This is a genomic window from [Clostridium] saccharolyticum WM1, assembly GCF_000144625.1.
Classification (GTDB): Bacteria; Bacillota; Clostridia; order Lachnospirales; family Lachnospiraceae; genus Lacrimispora; species Lacrimispora saccharolytica.
This window is the reverse complement of the sequence record NC_014376.1, coordinates 1,804,780-1,827,320: the sequence shown is the minus strand read 5'-3', so window position 1 is coordinate 1,827,320 and position 22,541 is coordinate 1,804,780. Positions and strand designations below refer to the sequence as shown.

Genomic DNA, 22,541 nt, shown 5'->3' with positions numbered 1-22,541 from the left:
TTCCTCCTGCAGCTTAAATGAAGTTGATAAAAAAGTTACGGGGCTTTCTCCCCGTGAATTCATACAGCAAAATACCGTCAACCCTGACGGAAATAAATAAGGAGTATACATCATGATCACAGAATATGCAAATAACAGAAAGAAACCATTGTCCTGCTTTCCCCCCTTTCCCCAGGCCTCAGACCGTAATGCCTGGAATTCTTTACCGGAGGATTTTAGAAGCCGCCTTATAAAAAGCGGGGAAGACTTTTTAAATTTCAGCTATCCTTCCTTAACTGCCGTTGATTATATGGAATTTACAAGAAACGGGAACAGAAGCCGTTTTCAGGAAAAGCTGTTTTTAAGAAGGACCGTTCTTAATGCTCTGGTTCTGGCTGAATGTGCAGAATACAAGGGGCGTTTTCTTGATGACATCATCAACGGGCTTTATTTAATCTGCGAGGAGAATGCCTGGCAGCTTCCTGCCCACAATTCCTATATCCGGGATACAGTCCCTTTCATCCTTCCCGATGTCACCCGCCCTGTGATTGATTTATTTGCAGCAGAGACCGCCTCCGTGCTGGCCATTGCAGAATATCTTTTAAGGCAGGAGCTTCATTCTGTCACGCCCTTCCTTTCAAAAATGATTGATAAAAATCTCAATGAACGGATATTCACTCCTTATCTAAAGGAGCACTTCTGGTGGATGGGCGACGGAACCAGTCATATGAATAACTGGACGGTCTGGTGTACCCAGAATATACTTCTCTCCGCCTTTACAAGAGAGCTCCCTCACCCCCAAAGGGAGGACATTCTGATAAAAGCGTGTAAAAGCATTGATTATTTTCTGGCGGAATATGGAGAAGACGGATGCTGCGATGAAGGTGCCCAGTATTACCGTCACGCAGGGCTTTGCCTGTTTAACTGTCTGGAGGTTCTAAACGGGATTTCAGACAATGCCTTTCTGCCTGTATATGAAATAAGGAAAATCAAAAATATTGCTTCTTATATCCTGACCGCCCACATTGATGACGGATATTATGTGAATTTCGCCGACTGCTCACCCATTGCGGGCCGGTGCGGAGCCAGGGAGTTCCTCTTTGGAAAGAGAACAAATAATGAAGCGCTTATGTCCTTTGCAGCATGGGATTACCAAAACAGTGAAGATCCTTTGACATTAGACGAACACAACCTGTTTTACCGTTTGCAGACAGTCTTTACCCACAGGGAAATGGTGGATTTTGCCAAATCTCCCATTGTACATAAGGATTTCTGGTATGAGAGTGTGGGGCTTTTCATGGCAAGGGATGAACAGCTTTATCTGGCTGTAAAGGCCGGAGATAATGACGACAGTCATAATCACAACGATACGGGTAGCTTTACCATTTATAAGGACGGAAAACCCATGTTTATAGACGTAGGCGTGGAAACTTATACAAAGAAAACCTTTTCCAAAGACCGCTATGACATCTGGACTATGCAGTCCCGCTATCATAACCTTCCTACCTTTTATGACGGGGAAAACCAGATCCTGCAAAGGGAGGGGGCAGAATACCGGGCGGAAAACGTAGACCATCAATTAGGAACCTCTGAATGCGGTATCTCCATGGATATAGCGGCCGCCTACCCGGATGAAAGGATCCGATCCTATACCAGAAATGCGGTACTAAAAAAGGGAAATGGAATCACCATTTCCGATCATTACGAAGGAACCCTTCCAAGCCCGGTATTGTCCCTGATGTTCTATGAAGAGCCATTTGTAAGCGGAACCACTGTTCAGGTAGGCAGTTTAGGAAGCTTCCATATTGAAGGTGCATCTAATATACAGAAAGAGGTGATCCCCATCACTGATGAGCGTCTGAAACTCTCATGGAAGCATGATGTATACCGGCTGCTGGTTACTATGGAGGATAAGAATCTTACTTTAAGGATCCGGTAATAGCAGGAAGCAGGCCAAAGCTTACCGTGCTTGGGATATTTGTCTCTATAGTTGTAGCATATTTTCTTATTGATAATATAATGTAGTATACCATGATGGTATAACGAAATATTCCTAATTTATTAAGCAAAATGGAGGTCACATCATGAATGATCTTGATATGAGAATATGTGAATGCGATTGTGATGAATGTGAGGACTGTACGTGTAACTGCACTTGCGAACGGCCCAGAAAGCACTTAAAGCCTAATAGGACAATATTAAAATGCGGCAGCCAGGGCGGAGTAACCTTACCGGTAGGAACGGTTGCGGGCGCTGCCTTTACTTTGGCTACTGTAAACGTTGATTCAAAAAATTTAAAAAATCCATGTATCAAATTTGAATTTGCAAGTAATATCGTAACAACCGCTGCTGTTATCACCCTGAATTTCCAGGTATTCAAACAGTGCAAAGGCATGCTGACTCCTATTCCCGTAGGGCCAATCTGGACTTTCTCACGGCTTGTGGCTATTACTGATGGAAACACCTTCTCCTTCTTCGTTTGCGACTGTGATATGTGCAACGATGACTGCTGCACTTACAGCGTAGTTGCTACGGTTGCCGGCGTTGCTACAGTTGGCGTTACTGCTATTAACAATGCATCCCTTGCTGCAATCATTGTAGATAACGACTGCTTCTAATTCCGGATTCCAATGGTAGGTACAAGGGCTGTATGTCCAATAGCTGCATAAACTAACTTTCTATCATAGATAGAGTGTTTAGCCGAACCAGGCTGAATGCTCTATCTATGAGCATTCATATAAGGAGCTGGGGCCAATATGTATAACCGCTTATTTTGTATGTCATGCCTTCCATATTATTCCTATCGCAGTGCAGCCAGCAGGAATCCACAGTCTGTCCAGTTTGGCCAGCCTATCCAGCCTACCCAGCCTACCCAACCTACCCAGCTTACACATTCCCAAAGCCTTGACAACAGTCCGTATGTACAAGAACAACAGAAGAGTTCCTGTGATCTCCCTCCCGCTAATGAGGTTTTAATAAAGAGTTCTGCTATGGGAGGAATCATTTTACCTGAATTTACAGACAAAAATGCTACCTATAACGTAGCATCTCTTAATTTGGATACCTACAGCTACAGGGATTTTTTCATTCATTTTAATTTTACCTGTAATATCGTTACTACCGGTTCCCGTATGCATCTTAGGTTTCAGCTGTTTAAACAAGGAAAAGATACGACAGTGCAGACTCCTGTCAGTTCAAGTCAGGTCTACAGCAGATATGAGGTCAGCGGGGAATCAAATACCTTTTCTTTCATAGCCTATGATCGTGACTCCATGGGATGCAGATGCTGCAATTACAGCGTATTTGTACAAATTATGGGCTTTGAAACCATGGGTACCATTACGATTACAAATCCAGTTCTCATTGCATCTATTATAGAAAATAACAGTGAAATTGTTTAGAGGAGAATTTCATGGCAAATCAATCGAATATAAAATTTTTAGATTCTACCATAACTATTGAAGAAAATACGTTTAGATGGGAAAATCATATGATAAAAACCGCAGATATTTCTCAAATATGGATGGGAAGCTGTCCCCATAAATCATTTCCAGTCCAATTCGTACTGCTTTTATTACTCATAGCATTGTCTGGTAACAGCCCTGCAAATATCATTGGCATTCTGGTGGCTGTAGTTCTGTATCCTGCTGCATGGCTGTACTGGGATCGGAAGCAAACCAGATTTAAGGGGATCAATGTAGAAATCAACTCAGGTAAAACCTATTCTTTTATTTGCAATAACGAAGAATTTACCCGTGAGGCCTACGACCTGATCAGCGGCCTTATTTCAAAAAACAACTATGCTTCCAAATTTCAAATCAGCTTTCTTGGAGATGGAAAGCTGATTGACAACTCCGAACCAGAAAAGGAATCTTTTTCCGGCAGCCAAATAATGAATATCATGGCAAGCGGAATCAATGAACCAATTATCAGAGAACTGCAAAAACTATATGCTCATTATACTGAAAATAATGAAATAAATAATGAAATTTTGATTTTGATCGAAAAAACGATTCATTCATTAAATGCAAATGATAAGATAGAGGTAACAAAATCCTTAAGTAATTTTATTACTATGGGACTAATTAAGGATTGCAATGAATTAGGGCTAAATGCTTTGATTAATGAAATAAAAGCGAATATTTATTGACCGGTAACTATTATGAAAGTTCTTTTGACCTTATACCGGCAGAGTAAACCGGCTTGTCCGCTTATTAAGACAGCTCCTTTTTGATAGGACTTATGCGATAAAATTCTTATCAAAAAGGAGCAATTTTTAACCATTTGTATCTGCTATTGAAATATATTAAATCCTCTGCAGCCATTTTTGTACAAGTCCTCTCTTCCCATCGAAAATAGTTTTTCTATCCTTTATCAGTGTTCATTTACAGATCTCTCCCCAATTATCCCGGGATAGTTTCCCTCCGGTACACAGTAATCCTGGTGGTACTATTAAGTCAATTTAATTTCTAACAAACTTGTCATTCAATACATATCATAAGGTATAAAGGAGTACGAAAACCCTTTATATTCTGATTTCAATCTTGTACAAATTGCTTATAAGCAGAAAATCATAATATCAACCTTAACAGGAGGGAATTATAATGAATAATTATAGAAATTGGGACGAAGATCACTGCTGTGATAGATGCTGTTGTTGCGGCCCAACGGGACCGCAAGGCCCCAGAGGCTGCCCTGGCCCAAGAGGCTGTCCAGGACCAACCGGGCCGACGGGACCGACCGGGCCAAGAGGTCCTCAGGGCCCAACCGGGCCAATGGGTCCTAGGGGCTTCCAGGGACCGACCGGACCGACCGGACCGACCGGGCCAAGAGGCTTCCAGGGTCCAACCGGACCGACGGGTGCACAGGGACCACAAGGACCGCAAGGTCCTGCCGGACCTCAGGGACCAATAGGACCGCAAGGACCGCAGGGAGTACAGGGACCGACGGGACCGACCGGACCTCAGGGTCCAACCGGACCGACGGGTGCTACCGGCGCTCAGGGGCCGACCGGACCAACGGGTGCTACCGGTGCTACCGGTGCTACCGGTGCTCAGGGGCCAACCGGACCAACCGGACCAACGGGTGCTACCGGTGCTACCGGCGCTCAGGGACCGACTGGGCCAACGGGTGCTACCGGTGCTCAGGGGCCAACCGGACCAACCGGACCAACCGGTGCTACCGGTGCTACCGGCGCTCAGGGACCGACTGGGCCGACCGGGCCGACCGGGCCAACGGGTGCTACCGGTGCTACCGGTGCTCAGGGACCGACCGGACCGACCGGTGCTACTGGCGCTACCGGCGCTCAGGGACCAACCGGACCAACCGGACCGACCGGTGCTACTGGCGCTCAGGGACCAACCGGACCGACCGGTGCTACTGGCGCTACCGGCGCTCAGGGACCAACCGGACCAACCGGACCGACCGGTGCTACCGGTGCTACCGGCGCTCAGGGACCAACCGGACCGACCGGACCTTCCGGTGCTACCGGCGCTCAGGGACCAACCGGACCGACCGGTGCTACTGGCGCTACTGGCGCTACCGGCGCTCAGGGGCCAACCGGACCAACCGGACCGACCGGTGCTACTGGCGCTACCGGTGCTCAGGGACCAACCGGACCGACTGGTGCTACTGGCGCTACCGGTGCTCAGGGACCGACGGGACCGACCGGACCAACCGGACCGACCGGTGCTACTGGCGCTACTGGCGCTACCGGCGCTCAGGGACCAACCGGACCAACCGGGCCGACCGGCGCTACTGGCGCTACCGGTGCTCAGGGGCCGACCGGACCGACCGGACCAACCGGACCAACGGGTGCTACCGGCGCTCAGGGACCAACCGGACCGACCGGTGCTACTGGCGCTACTGGCGCTACCGGTGCTCAGGGACCAACCGGACCGACCGGACCGACCGGTGCTACTGGTGCTACCGGCGCTCAGGGACCAACCGGACCGACCGGACCAACCGGACCGACCGGTGCTACCGGTGCTCAGGGACCAACCGGACCGACCGGGCCAACTGGACCCGCTGGTGCTACCGGTGCTCAGGGACCGACGGGACCGACCGGGCCAACTGGACCAACTGGACCTTCTGGTGCTACTGGCGCTACTGGTGCACAAGGACCAACTGGGCCAACGGGACCTCAGGGACCATTTACCCAATTACGGGGATTTGACCTACAGCTCACTGGAGGTACCACAGTAGCAAATGGAAGTCCTGTTGTATTCAATACCATTTTAAATAATCAGAGTCTTAATATCTCTTATAACACATCAACAGGCGTAGCAACACTGAATGCAGAACAAAATTACTATGTATCCTGGTGGGTAAGTACTGACGGTGCAGGTCCAGCAACTTATGTGGATTTTAATTTACAAATTAATGGAAGCAGTGGTATTTCGTCAAGCTCGCCAATCGTAACAGGCCAGTTAAGCGGAATCGCCCTGATTACTGTGGGCGCAATCCCATCCACCATTGCACTTGTTAACACAACTGGTCAGACCGTTTCATACGGTGCGACCCCAGTACAGGCACACATGGTTATTTTTGAAGTTTCCCAATAATCACTGGCACAAAGTCATTTTAAAGATCTATGATCTGATAAAATACGCCGGAAGCATATGCTTCCGGCGCATTTTTACATAGACAGCCGTCTATTCCCTATTGCTCTACATAAGCGGCGCAAACAATCTTAATGCCCGCCCTGCCAACATTTCATACCAGGGATAATTCCTGCAGTCTTCCATGGTGATCCTCCGGGACTGGGCCAAAGTATTATGAAAATCCCTCTGGATGTCCCGTATAACCTCATTTCGATATAAATATACCGCACATTCAAAATGCAGGTACAGGCTTCTGAAATCCATGTTAATGGTTCCAACAACCGCCTTGGTGTCATCACTTGCGTAAACCTTTGCATGAACAAAACCAGGTATGTATTCATAAATCTGAACCCCAGCTCTTATCAGCTCTCCATAATGGGATTTTGCAAGAAGAAATGCGTATTTCTTATCCGGTATCCGGGGCATGATGATAATGACCTCAACCCCCCGCTTGGCAGCAAAAGTAAGTGCCTGAACCATTTCATAGTCCAGGATCAGATACGGCGTCATAATATGGACATAATGCCTGGCAGAATTAATTATATCCAGATAAACCTGTTCCCCTACTGTCTCCTGATCCAGGGGGCTGTCTCCATAAGGGATCACAAATCCATCCATATTCAGCTCCAGAGGATAAAAATATTCCGGATCTTTTAAATATTTTCCATAGTCCTCAGGTTCCTTTTCAGAAATATTCCACATTTGAAGAAACATCATGGTAAAGCTGGTAACAGCATCCCCTTTCAGCATGATTCCGGTATCCTTCCAATGACCGAAACGAACCCGCCTGTTAATATATTCATCTGCCAGATTTATCCCACCGGTAAAAGCCGTAAGGCCGTCGACCACCAGAATCTTTCTGTGATCCCGGTTATTCTGGTACGTAGTAAATGCAGGCTTGATGGGGGAAAACATCTTTGCCTTGATTCCCTTTGCCTGCAATTCCTTTGGATAGCTGAATGGAAGGAGGACCAGAGAACACATGCCGTCATACATGAACCTTACTTCCACCCCTTCCTTAACCTTTCTTTCCAGAATGTCCAATATAGTATCCCACATTTCCCCACGTTCCACAATAAAGAATTCCATAAAGATAAACCGTTTTGCACCCTCCAGCTCTTTCTTCATTTCTTCAAACATGGCTTCTCCCAGTGGAAAGTACTGGGCATTGGTGTTTTTATATACCGGATAATGGCCTGAGTTTTTAATATAGCGTGCCAGATTTGCATTCCGTCTGCTGATCCTTGACAGCTCCTCCATGACCTTGGTATTTTGTGTCAGGTAGCTTTCCGTTTGCTCCATGTTGACTCGAAGCCTTTTGTTCATCAGCTTTCCCACGATTTGCAGCTCTACAAACAGGTAAAAAAGCGTTCCAAACACAGGAACTGCTGCAATAGGGACCATCCAGGTCAGTTTAAAGCTTGGGTTTTCTTCTTTATTCAGAATATAAATGATAACAAATGCACTAAGCAGCGCAAAGCCGCCATAAAAATACGCAAGGTAACGGCTTAAAAAACGGTATGACGCAAAAAGAATCGCCACTTGTACCATAAGAGAAACGGCCGCAAACGTGGTCCGTCCAAAAATAATTCTTAGCATCCTCCTGATCTGTTTCATTCTGTGCACCTCCCATGCTGCCTGTTCCATTGACGATATCTATTTCATTATACCGCCTGTCTCTTTTTCTTGCAACATTTGCAGGCTCTGAATCTCACCCAACGATGCAAAAAATAACGGGAAAACTGCTGGTACTGCAGTCTTCCCGCCGCCTTTTCGCCTATCTTACCGTTCCAATGCCTGCCTGATATCCTCCACAATATCCTCCGGGCTTTCGATTCCAACACTCAGCCGGATCATGGAAGGATCAACTCCAGCTTCAACAAGCTGTTCATCGGTTAACTGCCTGTGGGTATGGCTGGCCGGATGCAAGACAGAAGTACGCGCATCCGCAACATGAGTCACAATAGCAGCCAGCTTCAGCCCATCCATAAATTTAACCGCAGCTTCCCTGCCCCCCTTTAAACCAAAGGAAATTACGCCGCAGGTACCATCCGGCATATATTTCTTTGCCAGGTCATGGTACTTATCCCCTTTTAATCCCGGATACTTAATCCAGGCTACATCTTCTCTGGTGCTTAAATACCGGGCCACCTTCAGGGCATTTTCACAGTGGCGCGGAACCCGAAGATGAAGCGTCTCCAGTCCAAGATTTAATAAAAAGGAATTCATTGGGGAAGGAATGGATCCCAAATCCCTCATTAACTGTGCGGTAGCTTTTGTTATATATGCTTTTTTACCAAATTTTTCCGTGTAAACAATGCCATGGTAGGATTCGTCAGGTGTGGTAAGTCCCGGATACCTATCCCCATGAGCCTTCCAGTCAAAGTTACCGCTGTCTACGATACAGCCGCCCACACTGGTAGCATGTCCATCCATATATTTTGTTGTGGAGTGGGTTACAATATCTGCTCCCCATTCAAATGGACGGCAGTTAATGGGCGTCGCAAATGTATTATCGACGATCAGCGGCACCCGGTGCCTGTGTGCAACTTCGGCGAATTTCTCAATATCAAGAACTACAAGAGATGGATTGCCGATCGTTTCTCCAAATACTGCTTTTGTATTGGGCTTAAATGCCTTCTCAAGCTCTTCTTCTGACGCATCCGGGTCTACCAGCGTAGATTCAATCCCCATCTTCTTCAAGGTTACGGTAAAAAGATTGGTAGAGCCTCCGTAAATCGTTGCAGAACTGATCACATGATCCCCTTTTTCGCAGATATTGAGCAGTGCATAAAAATTAGCGGCCTGTCCGGAAGAAGTCAATATGGCCGCAACTCCGCCTTCCAGTTCACAAATCTTAGAAGCTACCGCATCATTGGTGGGGTTAGCCAGCCTTGTATAAAAATACCCTTCGTCCTCTAAATCAAACAGCCTTCCCATCTGATCGCTGTCGTCATATTTAAATGTTGTGCTCTGAAAAATCGGAAGCACCCTGGCTTGGCCGCTTTTCGGCTGCCAGCCGCCCTGAATGCAAACCGTGTCTCTGGAACGCCCGTTCTGACTCATCTTTTTTCCTCCTGTAAACCTTTGTCAAATGCTTCTCCTAGTTTAGCATAAATAGTTCTGGAAATAAAGTCCTAATTGCCTTCTTGAATTCCCGTTTTTTATACAGTATAATGACGGTATCATATCAATCTTAAAAGGAGACATCTATGGTAAAATCAAAGGTTTACTTTACGAATTTTCATGCTACTTTTCAGGAAAACCTTCCCCAGAAGCTTAAAAGGCTTATAAAAACAGCTGGAATGTTGGATCAGATAGACTTTCAGAACAAATATACAGCCATTAAAATTCACTTTGGAGAGCTGGGAAATCTATCCTTTCTTCGCCCCAATTACGCAAAAGCAGTGGTAGACCTAGTGAAATCCCAGGGCGGAAAACCATTTTTAACGGATTGCAACACCTTATATGTAGGGAGCCGAAAAAATGCTCTGGATCACCTGGATACCGCTTATGAAAATGGATTCTCTCCCTTTTCCACCGGCTGCCATGTTTTGATCGCCGATGGCTTAAAAGGTACGGACGAAAGCCTTGTTCCTATTGACGGCGAATACATAAAGGAAGCGAAAATCGGACGTGCTGTTATGGATGCAGATATCTTCATTTCTCTTACCCACTTCAAAGGCCATGAAAGCACCGGGTTTGGAGGTGCTTTAAAAAACATTGGAATGGGCTGCGGCTCCAGAGCCGGTAAAATGGAGATGCATAACTCCGGAAAGCCCCATGTGACAGAGGAAACCTGTATCGGCTGCCATGCCTGTGAAAAAAACTGCGCACACAGTGCCATCTCTTTCCAGAATAAAAAGGCCGGCATCGACCATAACCTTTGTGTCGGATGCGGCCGCTGCATCGGAGTCTGTCCCGTGGATGCCGTTGAAACAGATTTTGATGAGTCCAACGACATTCTAAATTGCAAGATCGCGGAATATACCAAGGCAGTTCTGGGAGACCGCCCCCATTTCCACATCAGCCTGGTCATGGATGTATCACCTTACTGCGACTGTCATTCGGAGAACGATATCCCGATCATTCCTGATGTGGGTATGTTTGCCTCCTTTGACCCTGTAGCCCTGGATATGGCCTGTGCTGATGCCGTAAACCGCCAGCCTGTCATGGCAGGGAGCGTTCTGGAAAAGCATGGCAGCCATCATCACGATCATTTCAAAGATACCCATCCCAACACCAACTGGAAATCCTCCGTTGAACATGCAGTGAAAATCGGTTTGGGGAATGGTGAATACGAATTAATCACACTTTAATACAGAAATTTCCATAACCTGTTTATTCTGAAAACAGCAAGCAAAGGGAGGGCACATCCGGTTCTCTGTGTCCTCCTTTTTATCTTCCTTTAATTCAAAGACTTGATCTTCTTCGTTTTAGGACGGGTTTCGCTCTCTCCTAAAGGTACCTTATCCCTTCCGATCTGCCAGACCGAAAGCTCCGAATCTTTCATCTTTTTTTCCTGGACATTTTTAGCAATAATAAGCTCTGGCCAGACAAAGGTAGTTTCCACAGCCTTCCCGTCAAAGCAGATTCTGGAATAAGGAGTAAAATTTTCTCCGTAAACAAGAACATTGGAATCATTGTATACCACCTGGTCAATCACGATGTCATCAATTCCCATTTTAAGGTTCGTAGACTGGTATGGACTCTCTCCGCCATACACCTCCCGGTCTCCATAGAGAATGTCATATTCCAGAGTTTTCATATCTCTTAAATAGCTTTCCTCCTCTGCTTTGGTGCTGCTGAAATAATTCTGATGGAACCTCATCATTGTTCCCTCATGTATGTTAAGCATATCCAGAACATGAGCCGCAAGCTGATATGCCTCTACATCCTTTTTTTCCACCGGGAGGTTCATGTTGTTCCAGATCACATATTCGGTCTGAAACAGGGAACGGTTTTTCATCTGATGCTGTGTCCATACAAATCCAGGCAAATGGTCCCCGTACATCACCAGAACAATTGGCTCCTTCCTGGTCCGTAAGGTATTGACAAGAGAACGGATAAACTGGTCCATTTCCCCGATCTGCTGGCAGTAATACTCAAAGCTTGGATATTTCCCGTGTCCCTGAACGGATATTGTGTAAATAAAGTCAGGGCCTTTCGTGGAATCCAGTGTTCGAATGATCTCACCGGTGAGAATCTTGTCCTTGCACCAGCCCGTAGGATTTCTCTCGATATTATTCATATATTCAATAGGGGTGAACGTATCAAAGCCAAGTTGGGAAAACACCCGGTTCCGGTCGTAAAAAGTAGCCTCATTGTTATGGATGGCATGGGCCTTGTAGCCAAGATTTTTCAAATCAAAGGCAACACTTTCGCAGGGAGTTTTCTTTAGCACAGTTTTATATGGATATTCACCCGGGCCGAAAAAGTCCAGATTCATACCTGTGATGGATTCAAATTCCGTATTTGCCGTACCTGCTCCAACAGAAGGTACGCTTAGATACCCGCCAGGATAATTCTTCTGCAGCTGATGAAAAAAAGGAATGGGATCGTAATTCACCGGGTTCTCTTTCCACAGAGATGGGTCAAAAAAGGACTCCAGTTGGATCATGATTACATTAGGCTTTGTGCCTTCAGACAGGGCATAAGTATTCTCAGGAACCAGTTCTTCATCCCGGATCTCTTCCATTGTCTCTGTTCCGTATCCTTCAGGCTTGGAGATTCCGGTGTTAAACAGGGAATTGGAAAAACAATATGGAAATCCGTAGCTTTTAAAGGCCTCTCCAATGTTTCCGAAGTGAACGGCAACCAATTCTGTTTTCATGGCCGCACTTGTTAATCCAAGCACAACAAAGCAGCTTATGGCTATAAGCACAGCTCCAAAGCCATACCTCACCTTTTCGCCGGAAACAGGCGCTTTACGCCATACTGCGGCTATAAATACCACAGCAAACAAAATACCGCAGCCCATGAAAATAATCTGCAGCCAGGTAAAGTAAACCGTGGCCAGACTGACCGCATATTTCACCAGGCGGAAATCCGCTGCAGTAAAAGGTGTTGTCCGGAATATAAGCAGGATTCCATTTACCACCCCCATAAAAAGCCATAGCAAAGATAGGGCAATGCATGTAAAAGCCTTGCGCTTTGTCACAAAAACAACCGTAAAAGGCAGAGTTATGATCAGGGTGTTGAGCAAAAAAACAGGAAAGCTTCCCCATATATAGGAACCAAGGCTTATCAGAGATTTTCTGCTGGCAAGTTCAATAAAGACATTGATCATGGCAGAAAGAGCAAAAAGCCTTCCCAGCCATTTGACATATTGTTTCATCCTATACCTCTTTATCTTATATCTCTTATCATTTTCTTATCATTTATAGCTTTACAGAATCGGATTTAGTCTATCACATTTTACTGAAAATTTACATACTTTTTTAAAAAAAGCGAAAATTGCCAAAAGAAAGACCGGCTTTTCAAAGCCGGTCTTTTAAGTAATTATTCCTGTTCTTCTGTTGGTTCAAATGCATCTTCACTTACCGTATTGATTCCAGCCGCAGGATTCAATTCCTCTGACGGCACTACTTGTTCCACTTCCTCTACATTTTCATCTTCTGTTTCAGCTTTCTGGGCTGCTTCCTTAACAGAGGCTCCGCACTTTCCACAGTAAAAGGTATTCTTCGGTACCTTGGCTCCACACTCTGCACAAATACGGGTTCCCTCGCTTTGGCTAAGTTCAATCTCCAGAGCGGCAATTCTTTCCCGGCTGGCCCTGACAGCTTCATAAGCCTTTGCGTAAGCTTCTTCCGGCTCTTTGTTCGCTTCATAGAATTGTTTTCCGATGACCGCATAAGCTTCTTCCAGCTTTGTTTTTTCTACGCTGATCTGCGTCTTTAGCTGTATCGTCTCAGTCAGCGCTTTTGCCTTGGTTGCAACCTCTTTGCCGGTATCACTAAGTGTCTTTCCCAGCTCTTCAAAAAATGCCATCCGTGATTCCTCCTTTGACTTATGCTTCTATCATTTTAACGTCATTGGAAGAAAAAGTCAATGAAAGACTGTTTACACATCTTTTTTTATCTTCTCGATATCCTTTTTTAAGGATTCCGGCAATCGTTCCAGTGATATGGCACAGGTAGCCTCACTTCTGTTTCCGCCGGATTCCATAACAGCTGAAAAGCTGATCCATTCTCCTGTCCTGCTGCTAAAAGGATTCATACTGGAATATTCCTCCATGATTGCATGGCTCATGATCTCACTGATTTGTTCCTGATCGGTGATCGTCATGTATTGTGATCCTTTATCCTCATAACGATAATTATAAGAATTAAATTGATAGGTATTTATGTTGATCTCTTTTACATTCTCAAAGCCATTCCAGCTTTGTACATCCACCTGACACTCTTTTAGCAGTTCCATAGTATTCTTAAAGGAAGGGTAGATGGGATAATACCCTCTAGAGGTGACATCACTGTATTTCCAGGAACTTTGGATTTCATCCCGTTTTGTTTCCGCCTCTGCCTGCATCTTTGTTAAGAACTGTATGGTGGCAACGGGATTTTCCTTTTGCATGGTCTCCACCTTTAAGCTTCTTAAATCCTCCTGATATGCTAAGAGCAGTTTTTCAGTCATGGCTTTATCCGTTCCGTTTCTGTCACGGCTGACGATATTCGTCTGCTCTCCCCTGCTTACCCTAACCCAGGCCGTATTCTCAGGCGTCTGGACAAGGATGGGATAAATGGCTTTCTTAAATTCCTGGTTTTCGAAAATCTCTATGATTTCCGGCCGGATTTCTTTACCGGGCAATCGGTACGACCGGTAAATGTCCTTTCCGTTCTTCCGTGTATATTTTATAGAGAAATTAAAACTTATGCTTCCATCCTCCCATTCAGAGGAGTAATCATTTCCATGATAGAGTTCCTTGTTTTTGGCCACCGCTTCCCGCACCAGAGCCAGAACCGGTGCCGTATCCTTCAGCTCCATGTGGCTGAATGCATAATCATCAGAATCCTGGTGTTCCCAGTAATAATCCCCCAGGGAATCCTGACGGGGACTTCCATAGGAAACCCAGTAGGTCGCATCCTGCATGGATATTGCAACGGATTCAATGGAGTTTTCTGCCGGAATATAGCTGTCATACCCGAACAGATCATAGCGGAAACCGCAGAAAATCACTGCAGCCAGCAAAGCACAGGCCACCATCTGTTTCCAGTGGGAAAACAACTTTCTGAATTCAAAGTGGTAAATGATCTCAATGACACCATGGGATAAAAGCATCCCACAAAGCAGTCCGAATACCGCCCAACCTATGCTGGAATGCATGGACCAGAAAAAAAGGCTTCCGCTGAGAGAGGCTAAAACCACAATAGGGATCCGGATCACCGGCATGCTCACCTGAAAAGCCATTGCTTTTCCTGCTGCTTCCGAGCCTCTCTTTTTATACAGCCAGAAAGAAAGAATGGTCACAACTGCTGTGACAGCCAGGACCGCAAAAATCCTGGCAGCCTGTGTTCCTGCCGGGGTTCCCGGCTGAAGCTGTTCTACATTCACCAGGAACAGGGCAAAAGCAGAACATTTATCCATGAAAGAGTTAAATATATTCCCGCCGCCCCGATAGCTGGTATAAAAAAAGCTGCTATAGCAAAATTCCAGGATTCCTATCAAGCATACAAAATAAAATTGCAATACCATGGTCCCAAGAATGCCGATCAGCACATTCCCGGTAAGGATCATGGATATCACCGTCACCGAGTACATCATGGCATAATGGATCATAAATAAAAGGAATCCAGTAAAGGCTGATCCCCATACCTGCGCAGGAGAAATGCCGTACACTGCAACTACTCCAAGGGTGATGACCAGGTTTATCCCGTATACAGCTGCAGGGATCAATATCCCATTAAAATAATTGACCCAGAACAAATGCTTCCTGTTAACAGGAATACCATGGTAAAAATCCACCTTCTGCCTGGAATGGAGATAGGAAAAACTGGTCACCCCCATGATCAGGGACAGGAGGATGATCAGCACCGCAACCCATCCGTTCTGGAATCCCAGCCACTGTTTCAGGTTGGATACAATGTATAAATAATCCACTTGATTCTTTATCCTCTCACTGAGGGTCAGTGCTGTCCTCACCGGAAAGGTAAAGAAAAATACTAAAAATGACAGTGCCATAGACCAAAGGCGTCTTTTGCCATCTTCTCTAAACAGATTATAGAATAAGCTTTTTGATGTCATATCCTGCCACCTCCGTCTCACTAATAAATATTTCTTCCAGAGATAGTGGTATGATCTCATAAAATACCGGCTGGTAGGATTCCATCAGACCTTCCACTTCTTCTCTGGTACCGCGTACCGTAATGGTATAGAGTTTTCCTCTTGTTTCTGTCTTAATACGCTGTAAGGCCGTCAGATCCTCGAAGGTTTCTCCATCCTTTAGGACACACTGCACCTTATGAATGTTAAGCTTCATGTCATCCAAATCCCTGGAAAGCAGTATTCCTCCCCTGTGGAGAAGACCTACATGGTCACATATATCCTCTAACTCCCTTAAATTATGGGAAGCAATAATTGGAGTTAAATTTCTCTCCGACATATCATTGGCAAAGATGCTTTTCACCGCCTGGCGCATGACCGGATCAAGTCCATCAAAGGTTTCATCACAGAACAGATAGTCCGTATTGGCACATATCCCGCATAAAACGGAAAGCTGTTTTTTCATCCCCTTTGAAAAAGTATGGATCTTTCTTCTGACCTCCAGCCCAAAGCTTCCCAATAAATTGCGGTACCGGTCCCTGTCAAACCTGGGATAGATCCTGCTGTAAAACTCCATCATATCAAGGGGTGATGCGTTATTAAAAAAGTACTGGTCATCGGAAATGTAAAAAAACCGGCCCTTCACCTTTTCATTTTCAAAGATCGGTTCCCCATCAATGGTTACCGTTCCTTCATCCGGCCTTAAAATACCGCTGAGCATTCTTAAAAAGGTACTTTTCCCAGCTCCATTGGTCCCGATAAGCCCAAATACGCTTCCATCCCGTATTTTCGCACTTACGTGGTCCACTGCCACAATATCATCAAATTTTTTTGTCAGATTCTCTGCTGTTATCATCCGCTCTCTCCTCCCCTGTTATATATACCTGTCTTATCCATTCCTCGGCAACCCAAGTATGAGCCTTATCCTCGGTCAATCCTGTCCGTTTTGCCTCCTGGATCCAGCTTGCAAGATCTCTTTTCAGTTCACTGTTTTTCAGAGCCCTTATAGAACTGGTATCAGCCACAAAGCTTCCTCTTCCTTTCACAGAATAGATGAACCCTCTTCGCTCCAGCTCCGCATATGCCCTCTGTATGGTATTGGGATTAATGGATAAATCAGTTGCCAAAGCGCGGACAGACGGAAGCTGCGCATCCTGTTCCAATACGCCGCATATCATAAGATCCTTTAGCTTTTCTACAACCTGTTCGTATATGGGCCTGCGGTCTTTGTAATCAAGCAGTATCATATTTCACCTCCTACTCCGTATTAACACTCCTAATACAGTTAGTATATCAAAAAACCTCTGACCTGTCAATCAGAGGTTCCTGTTTTTTAATATCTTCTGTCTTCCACGATCAAGGTACGAATGGCATTTTCCATAGCGCTCCAGTTAAATACATACAAGGTATAGGAAGCGTTGCCCCTTATATAGATATTAGAGGTCAAAAGGAGATTCTCCCCTAAGCGATTGGCATTGGATACGGAAACCATATAAAGTCCTGTTAAAGCATACCGGAAACTGGTGACTTCCAGATAATCCACGCTGGGAAACGTGATGGCCCCGCCATTTAGCACTACATGGATCTGTCGGTTTGTTATGGACAGATTGCTAACACGAAAGCATCCGGTATTAATGCCTCCATTGCAGAATACATCCTGGATTTCCATAATATCCAGTCCATAATCCGTATTGATGATGGCAACGGTGACCGCACGGTCAGCGTTCACCGTAATCTGTTTTTCAACATAAACATACCCGCTCTGACCGCCTACGGTTATCGTCTGCTGTGATGCAGAGACCCGGCCGTACTGGCTCATTTCTCCATTACTCAGTCCATTGACAGCCAGCTGATTGCTAATATATATGAGAAATGGATTATAACCGGCTGCCGCATTTAGGAACCGGACAAGCCCATTTTGCTCAGAGTTGCATAGATAGCATGGGATAATGGGTTTTGGAAACACAGTAATAACAGAACTGCTGGTCCCGGGCGGGGCTGATTCATAAAGCGGAAAATCCGGAAGAGGCGTTTCCTTTTCCAGATTGGGCGGAGGAGGGTTCTCATTGTTTTCTTCTGATGATTCCTCTCCTGTTTCCTCCGTGCTGTCACAATATTCTTCCTCTCCCGGAAACTCGTCTTCTTCCGGGGGGATCAACGGATTTGTTTCCATATCTGTATCTTTCTGCATATAAGATAAAATTCCCATAGAACCCCTCTTTTATGATAGTTATATAATAAGTTTATTCCCTCATGAATCCCCAGTGCCTGTCTTTCTTTAAATACTCCAATCCTTTTTAGGAAAAGTCTGCGAAAAAGTGGGGTATTATTGACAATATCTTCTTTTATTTTCAGCGTAACATAAATAAGTACTATTACATCATCATAAATCATAAATTTATATAAATTTTTTAAAAATTAAAAACAAACTTCGATAAATTTACTATATGTTTTATTAATTTTTTATGATATTATAAATATACATAATACAAAAGAAAGAAAGGTAAGAAAAATAATGAATGAATATCTGGCTATGTGGAAAAACTATTTTAATTTTCACGGACGTACAACCGTAAGAGGCTATTGGATGGCAGTGCTATTCAATGCTATTATCGCTATCTTATTGGGAGCGCTGAGTAATGTTTCGAATCTATTCGGAACTTTATCTATGGTATATGGGATTGCAGGTCTGATTCCCGGGATTGCTCTTGGAGTACGCCGTCTCCACGACATTAACAAATCTGGGTTCTGGACATTTATTGCATTAGTTCCCCTTGTAGGCCCCATTCTTCTTATTGTTTGGTATTGCTTTAAGACTGTGGATGAAGGCAATCGTTTTGGTACGGAACTGGTCTAATTACATCAGTTTAAACTCATTATATGAAAAAACGCTCCCTGCAGACTCTTCTTCTGTCAGGAGCGTTTTTTGTTTTCTTAATTTTTTGTGATTTCCCTGATCCGGTTCTTGAATATACAGAAAACAGGCCCGGATGGTTCATCCGGGCCTGTACCCTGTTGATCAATTATTCATTGCCGTATAAAGTAACAAGCTTCTTCAGGTATTCATACCTGTCTTTTGCATCTGCCTCATTCTTTGCAAATAATTCAGCAGCTCTCTCAGGATTCTTCATAGCTAAGGAAGCATAACGAACCTCGCCCTTTAAGAATTCCTGATATCCTTCTAATGCAGGAGCCTTGCTGTCTAAGGTGAACTTCTTCTCAGCAGCAGGATTGTAGCGGAAGTTGTTCCAGTAACCGCACTCAACAGCCAGCTTCTCTTCAGTCTGAGCCTTGGACATACCCTTCTTGATACCATGGCTGATACATGGAGCATAAGCGATGATCAGAGATGGTCCCGGATAAGCCTCTGCCTCGGAGATCGCTTTCACAGTCTGCGCATAATCAGCGCCCATGGCGATCTGTGCCACATATACATAGCCATAGCTCATAGCAATGCTTGCTAAATCTTTCTTTCTTGTTTCCTTACCGCCTGCAGCAAACTGTGCAACAGCACCTGTCTTGGTAGCCTTGGAAGACTGTCCGCCGGTATTGGAGTAAATCTCTGTATCGAATACCATAACGTTGATGTCTTTGCCGCTTGCAAGTACGTGGTCAACACCGCCGAAGCCGATATCATAGGCCCAGCCGTCGCCACCGAATACCCACTGGGATTTCTTAGCCAGGAAATCCTTGTCCTTAACGATGGCCTTGCAGGTATCGCATTCAATGCCCTCTAATGCCGCAACTAACTTATCGGTTGCAGAACCGTTGGTTGCACCTACTTCAAAGGTATCTAAGTATTCCTTGCAGGCTGCCTTTACTTCCTCAGAAGCCTTATCAGAATTCATAACCTCTTCTACCTTGGCCTTTAAACCACCTCTGATAGCGGTCTGAGCCAGCATCATACCATAACCATACTCAGCATTGTCCTCAAATAATGAGTTTGCCCATGCAGGACCCTGTCCCTTTGCATTAACGGTGTAAGGTGTGGATGGAGAAGAGTTGCCCCAGATAGAGGTACATCCGGTTGCATTTGCAATATACATTCTGTCACCGAATAACTGGGTGATGAGTTTTGCATAAGGTGTCTCGCCGCAGCCTGCACATGCACCTGAGAACTCAAGAAGCGGTTTCTTGAACTGGCTGCCCTTAACAGTATTTTCTTTAAATTTATCAATGACTTCCTGCTTAATAGGAAGGGTCTGGCCAAAGTCAAATACTTTCTGCTTCTCTGCGCAGTTTTCTTCCATGTTGACCATAACAAGAGCCTTTTCGCCCTTCTTTCCTGGACATACGTTTGCACAGGAACCGCAGCCTGTACAGTCAAATGCGGATACAGTCACAGCGAACTGATATCCTGGCATGCCTGTCATTGGAAGAGTCTTCATCTCCTCAGGCTTACCTGCTGCTTCTTCTTCTGTCAGGGCAACGGAACGGATTACTGCATGGGGACATACATAGGAGCAGAAGTTACACTGGATACAGTTTTCCGGAACCCAGCCTGGAATGGTAACTGCAATACCGCGCTTCTCATAAGCGGAAGAGCCGGATGGTGTGGAACCATCAGCATAATCGCTGAATGCGGATACAGGCAGGGAATTTCCTTCCTGTGCGTTTACCTTGGACTGAACGTTATTAACGAAATCAACAACATCCTTTCTGCCTTCCGTAATAATCTTATAATCAAGGCCTTCGTCCTCGCAGTTTTTCCAGCTTTCCGGAACTTCTACCTTAACTACGCCTTTGGCACCGGCATCAATGGCTGCCCAGTTCTTCATAACGATTTCTTCGCCCTTGCGTCCGTAGGTTGCCTTTGCAGCTGCCTTCATCAGTTCGTTTGCCTTTTCAGAAGGAATAATTCCGGTCAGTTCAAAGAATGCAGACTGAAGGATGGTATTGATACGTGTCTGGCCCATGCCGGTCTCAATACCGATCTTTACACCGTCGATGGTGTAGAATTTAATGTTGTGGTCAGCAATGTATTTCTTTACCTGTCCTGGTAAGTGCTTTTCAAGACCAGCAGCATCCCATGGGCAGTTTAATAAGAAGATACCGCCGTCAACCAGTTCCTGAACCATGTTGTACTTACGGATATAGGCCGGATTATGGCATGCCACAAAGTTAGCCTGACGGATCAGATAGGTTGATTTAATCGGCTTGTGTCCGAAACGTAAGTGAGACATGGTTACACCGCCGGACTTCTTGGAATCATAATCAAAGTAAGCCTGAGCGTACATATCCGTATTGTCACCGATGATCTTGATGGAGTTCTTATTAGCGCCTACGGTACCATCCGCACCAAGACCCCAGAACTTACAGTTCGTGGTTCCTTCCGGAGTTGTAATGATTGGTGTGCCTGTCTCAAGAGAGAGGTGTGTCACATCATCCACAATACCAATGGTAAACGGAGTTTTCTCTTTGTTGTTATAAACAGCAACGATCTGAGTTGGTGTAGTGTCCTTGGAACCTAAACCGTAGCGTCCGGTTAAGATCTTAACCTGATCGAACTTTGTTCCCTTAAGGGCAGCAACAACATCAAGATATAAAGGCTCGCCTAAGGAACCCGGCTCTTTTGTTCTGTCTAATACAGAAATAGTCTTTACGGTATCCGGGATAGCTTCGATGAAAGCGGCTGCAGAGAACGGACGGTATAAACGGACTTTTATCACGCCTACCTTATTTCCTGAAGCAAGCAGATAGTCAAGAGTTTCCTCAATGGTATCGTTTACAGAACCCATAGAAATGATGACATGCTCTGCATCAGGAGCTCCGTAGTAGTTAAATAATTTATAATCAGTTCCGATCTTTGCATTGACCTTGTCCATGTATTTCTGAACAATAGCAGGCAGAGCTTCATAATATGGGTTGCAGGCTTCTCTTGCCTGGAAGAAGATATCAGGGTTCTGAGCGGAACCTCTTAATTCCGGATGGTTTGGATTTAATGCACGGTGACGGAATTCGTCAATTGCCTCCATACTTACCATCTCTTTTAAATCTTCATAATCCCAGGTTTCGATCTTCTGGATCTCATGAGATGTACGGAAGCCGTCAAAGAAGTTAATAAATGGTACTTTACCCTCAAGTGCTGCCATATGAGCAACCGGAGTTAAGTCCATCACCTCCTGAACGCTGGATTCGCATAACATAGCACAGCCAGTCTGACGGCATGCGTATACGTCAGAGTGGTCACCAAAGATAGATAAAGCATGGCTGGCAACTGCACGTGCGGATACGTTAATTACACCTGGCAGCTGCTCGCCTGCGATTTTATAAAGGTTAGGGATCATAAGCAAAAGACCCTGAGAAGCTGTATAGGTGGTGGTCAGCGCACCTGCTGCTAAGGAACCATGTACTGCACCTGCCGCACCTGCCTCAGACTGCATCTCTGTAATCTGTACTGTCTGACCGAAGATATTGGTTCTTCCGTCTGTCGCCCATTCATCTGTCGCTTCAGCCATAGGTGAAGATGGGGTAATTGGATAGATAGCTGCTACATCAGTAAATGCGTATGACGCATGTGCTGCTGCATGGTTACCATCCATGGTTTTCATTTTTCTTGCCATTATTGATTTCCTCCTGCAAATGTGAATAAAGTTATAAATTGGTTCCCGTAAAGGGAAAGTGACCTGACATTATTATAACAATTATTCAACAAAAAGCAAATATTAAAACAGGAAATTTAAGTATTATTTTCGAAACAAT

At 45.2% G+C, this 22,541-nt stretch carries 16 protein-coding genes; 7 read left to right on the top strand and 9 right to left on the bottom strand.

The window, feature by feature from the left end:
* Positions 1-112 precede the first annotated feature (112 nt).
* From CLOSA_RS08680 to CLOSA_RS08660, 5 genes are all read left to right on the top strand, one after another.
* Positions 113-1,918: a heparinase II/III domain-containing protein gene (locus tag CLOSA_RS08680; RefSeq protein ID WP_013272400.1), complete on the top strand. Its 1,806-nt coding sequence runs from the start codon at positions 113-115 to the stop codon at positions 1,916-1,918.
* 145 nt (positions 1,919-2,063) lie between these two features.
* The gene (locus CLOSA_RS08675; protein ID WP_013272399.1) at positions 2,064-2,597 is read left to right on the top strand and encodes a DUF4489 domain-containing protein; all 534 of its coding nucleotides are present in this window, start codon (positions 2,064-2,066) and stop codon (positions 2,595-2,597) included.
* Positions 2,598-2,735: 138 nt separating this feature from the next.
* Positions 2,736-3,380, top strand: a complete 645-nt coding sequence (locus CLOSA_RS22640; protein ID WP_013272398.1) for a DUF4489 domain-containing protein — start codon at positions 2,736-2,738, stop codon at positions 3,378-3,380.
* Between the two features lie 11 nt (positions 3,381-3,391).
* The gene (locus CLOSA_RS08665) at positions 3,392-4,129 is read left to right on the top strand and encodes a DUF6232 family protein (RefSeq protein WP_013272397.1); all 738 of its coding nucleotides are present in this window, start codon (positions 3,392-3,394) and stop codon (positions 4,127-4,129) included.
* A 454-nt stretch (positions 4,130-4,583) separates the two neighbouring features.
* Positions 4,584-6,542 (top strand): collagen-like domain-containing protein, encoded by a 1,959-nt coding sequence (locus CLOSA_RS08660; RefSeq protein WP_013272396.1) that lies wholly within the window; start codon positions 4,584-4,586, stop codon positions 6,540-6,542.
* Positions 6,543-6,647: 105 nt separating this feature from the next.
* On the opposite strand, the gene cls is transcribed toward CLOSA_RS08660, so the two are convergent.
* Together cls and CLOSA_RS08650 are read right to left on the bottom strand one after the other, a co-directional pair.
* Positions 6,648-8,198, bottom strand: a complete 1,551-nt coding sequence (gene cls, locus CLOSA_RS08655; RefSeq protein WP_013272395.1) for a cardiolipin synthase — start codon at positions 8,196-8,198, stop codon at positions 6,648-6,650.
* Positions 8,199-8,363: 165 nt separating this feature from the next.
* Positions 8,364-9,647, bottom strand: coding sequence for an O-acetylhomoserine aminocarboxypropyltransferase/cysteine synthase family protein (locus tag CLOSA_RS08650; protein ID WP_013272394.1), 1,284 nt, complete (start codon positions 9,645-9,647; stop codon positions 8,364-8,366).
* Positions 9,648-9,793: 146 nt separating this feature from the next.
* Here CLOSA_RS08650 and CLOSA_RS08645 point away from each other — a divergent pair, with 146 nt between their 5' ends.
* On the top strand, positions 9,794-10,900 hold the full coding sequence (locus tag CLOSA_RS08645; RefSeq protein WP_013272393.1) for a DUF362 domain-containing protein: 1,107 nt from the start codon (positions 9,794-9,796) through the stop codon (positions 10,898-10,900).
* A gap of 89 nt (positions 10,901-10,989) precedes the next feature.
* On the opposite strand, the gene CLOSA_RS08640 is transcribed toward CLOSA_RS08645, so the two are convergent.
* The 6 genes from CLOSA_RS08640 to CLOSA_RS08615 form a co-directional block, all read right to left on the bottom strand.
* The gene (locus tag CLOSA_RS08640; protein ID WP_013272392.1) at positions 10,990-12,918 is read right to left on the bottom strand and encodes an LTA synthase family protein; all 1,929 of its coding nucleotides are present in this window, start codon (positions 12,916-12,918) and stop codon (positions 10,990-10,992) included.
* A gap of 164 nt (positions 12,919-13,082) precedes the next feature.
* On the bottom strand, positions 13,083-13,571 hold the full coding sequence (locus tag CLOSA_RS08635; RefSeq protein ID WP_013272391.1) for a zinc ribbon domain-containing protein: 489 nt from the start codon (positions 13,569-13,571) through the stop codon (positions 13,083-13,085).
* A gap of 72 nt (positions 13,572-13,643) precedes the next feature.
* A complete protein-coding gene (locus tag CLOSA_RS08630) occupies positions 13,644-15,821 on the bottom strand; it encodes a DUF6449 domain-containing protein (RefSeq protein ID WP_013272390.1) in 2,178 nt (725 codons plus the stop codon).
* Positions 15,796-16,695: an ABC transporter ATP-binding protein gene (locus CLOSA_RS08625; RefSeq protein WP_013272389.1), complete on the bottom strand. Its 900-nt coding sequence runs from the start codon at positions 16,693-16,695 to the stop codon at positions 15,796-15,798. The genes CLOSA_RS08630 and CLOSA_RS08625 overlap by 26 nt, the downstream gene beginning before the upstream one ends.
* A complete protein-coding gene (locus CLOSA_RS08620; RefSeq protein ID WP_013272388.1) occupies positions 16,661-17,086 on the bottom strand; it encodes a GntR family transcriptional regulator in 426 nt (141 codons plus the stop codon). Before CLOSA_RS08620 ends, CLOSA_RS08625 begins: the two co-directional genes overlap by 35 nt.
* 86 nt (positions 17,087-17,172) lie before the next feature.
* Positions 17,173-18,048, bottom strand: a complete 876-nt coding sequence (locus CLOSA_RS08615) for a DUF4397 domain-containing protein (RefSeq protein ID WP_013272387.1) — start codon at positions 18,046-18,048, stop codon at positions 17,173-17,175.
* A gap of 306 nt (positions 18,049-18,354) precedes the next feature.
* On the opposite strand from CLOSA_RS08615, the gene CLOSA_RS08610 reads away from it, so the two are divergent.
* Positions 18,355-18,696, top strand: a complete 342-nt coding sequence (locus tag CLOSA_RS08610; protein ID WP_013272386.1) for a DUF805 domain-containing protein — start codon at positions 18,355-18,357, stop codon at positions 18,694-18,696.
* Positions 18,697-18,862: 166 nt separating this feature from the next.
* On the opposite strand, the gene nifJ is transcribed toward CLOSA_RS08610, so the two are convergent.
* A complete protein-coding gene (gene nifJ / locus CLOSA_RS08605; protein WP_013272385.1) occupies positions 18,863-22,402 on the bottom strand; it encodes a pyruvate:ferredoxin (flavodoxin) oxidoreductase in 3,540 nt (1,179 codons plus the stop codon).
* Between the last annotated feature and the right edge of the window lie 139 nt (positions 22,403-22,541).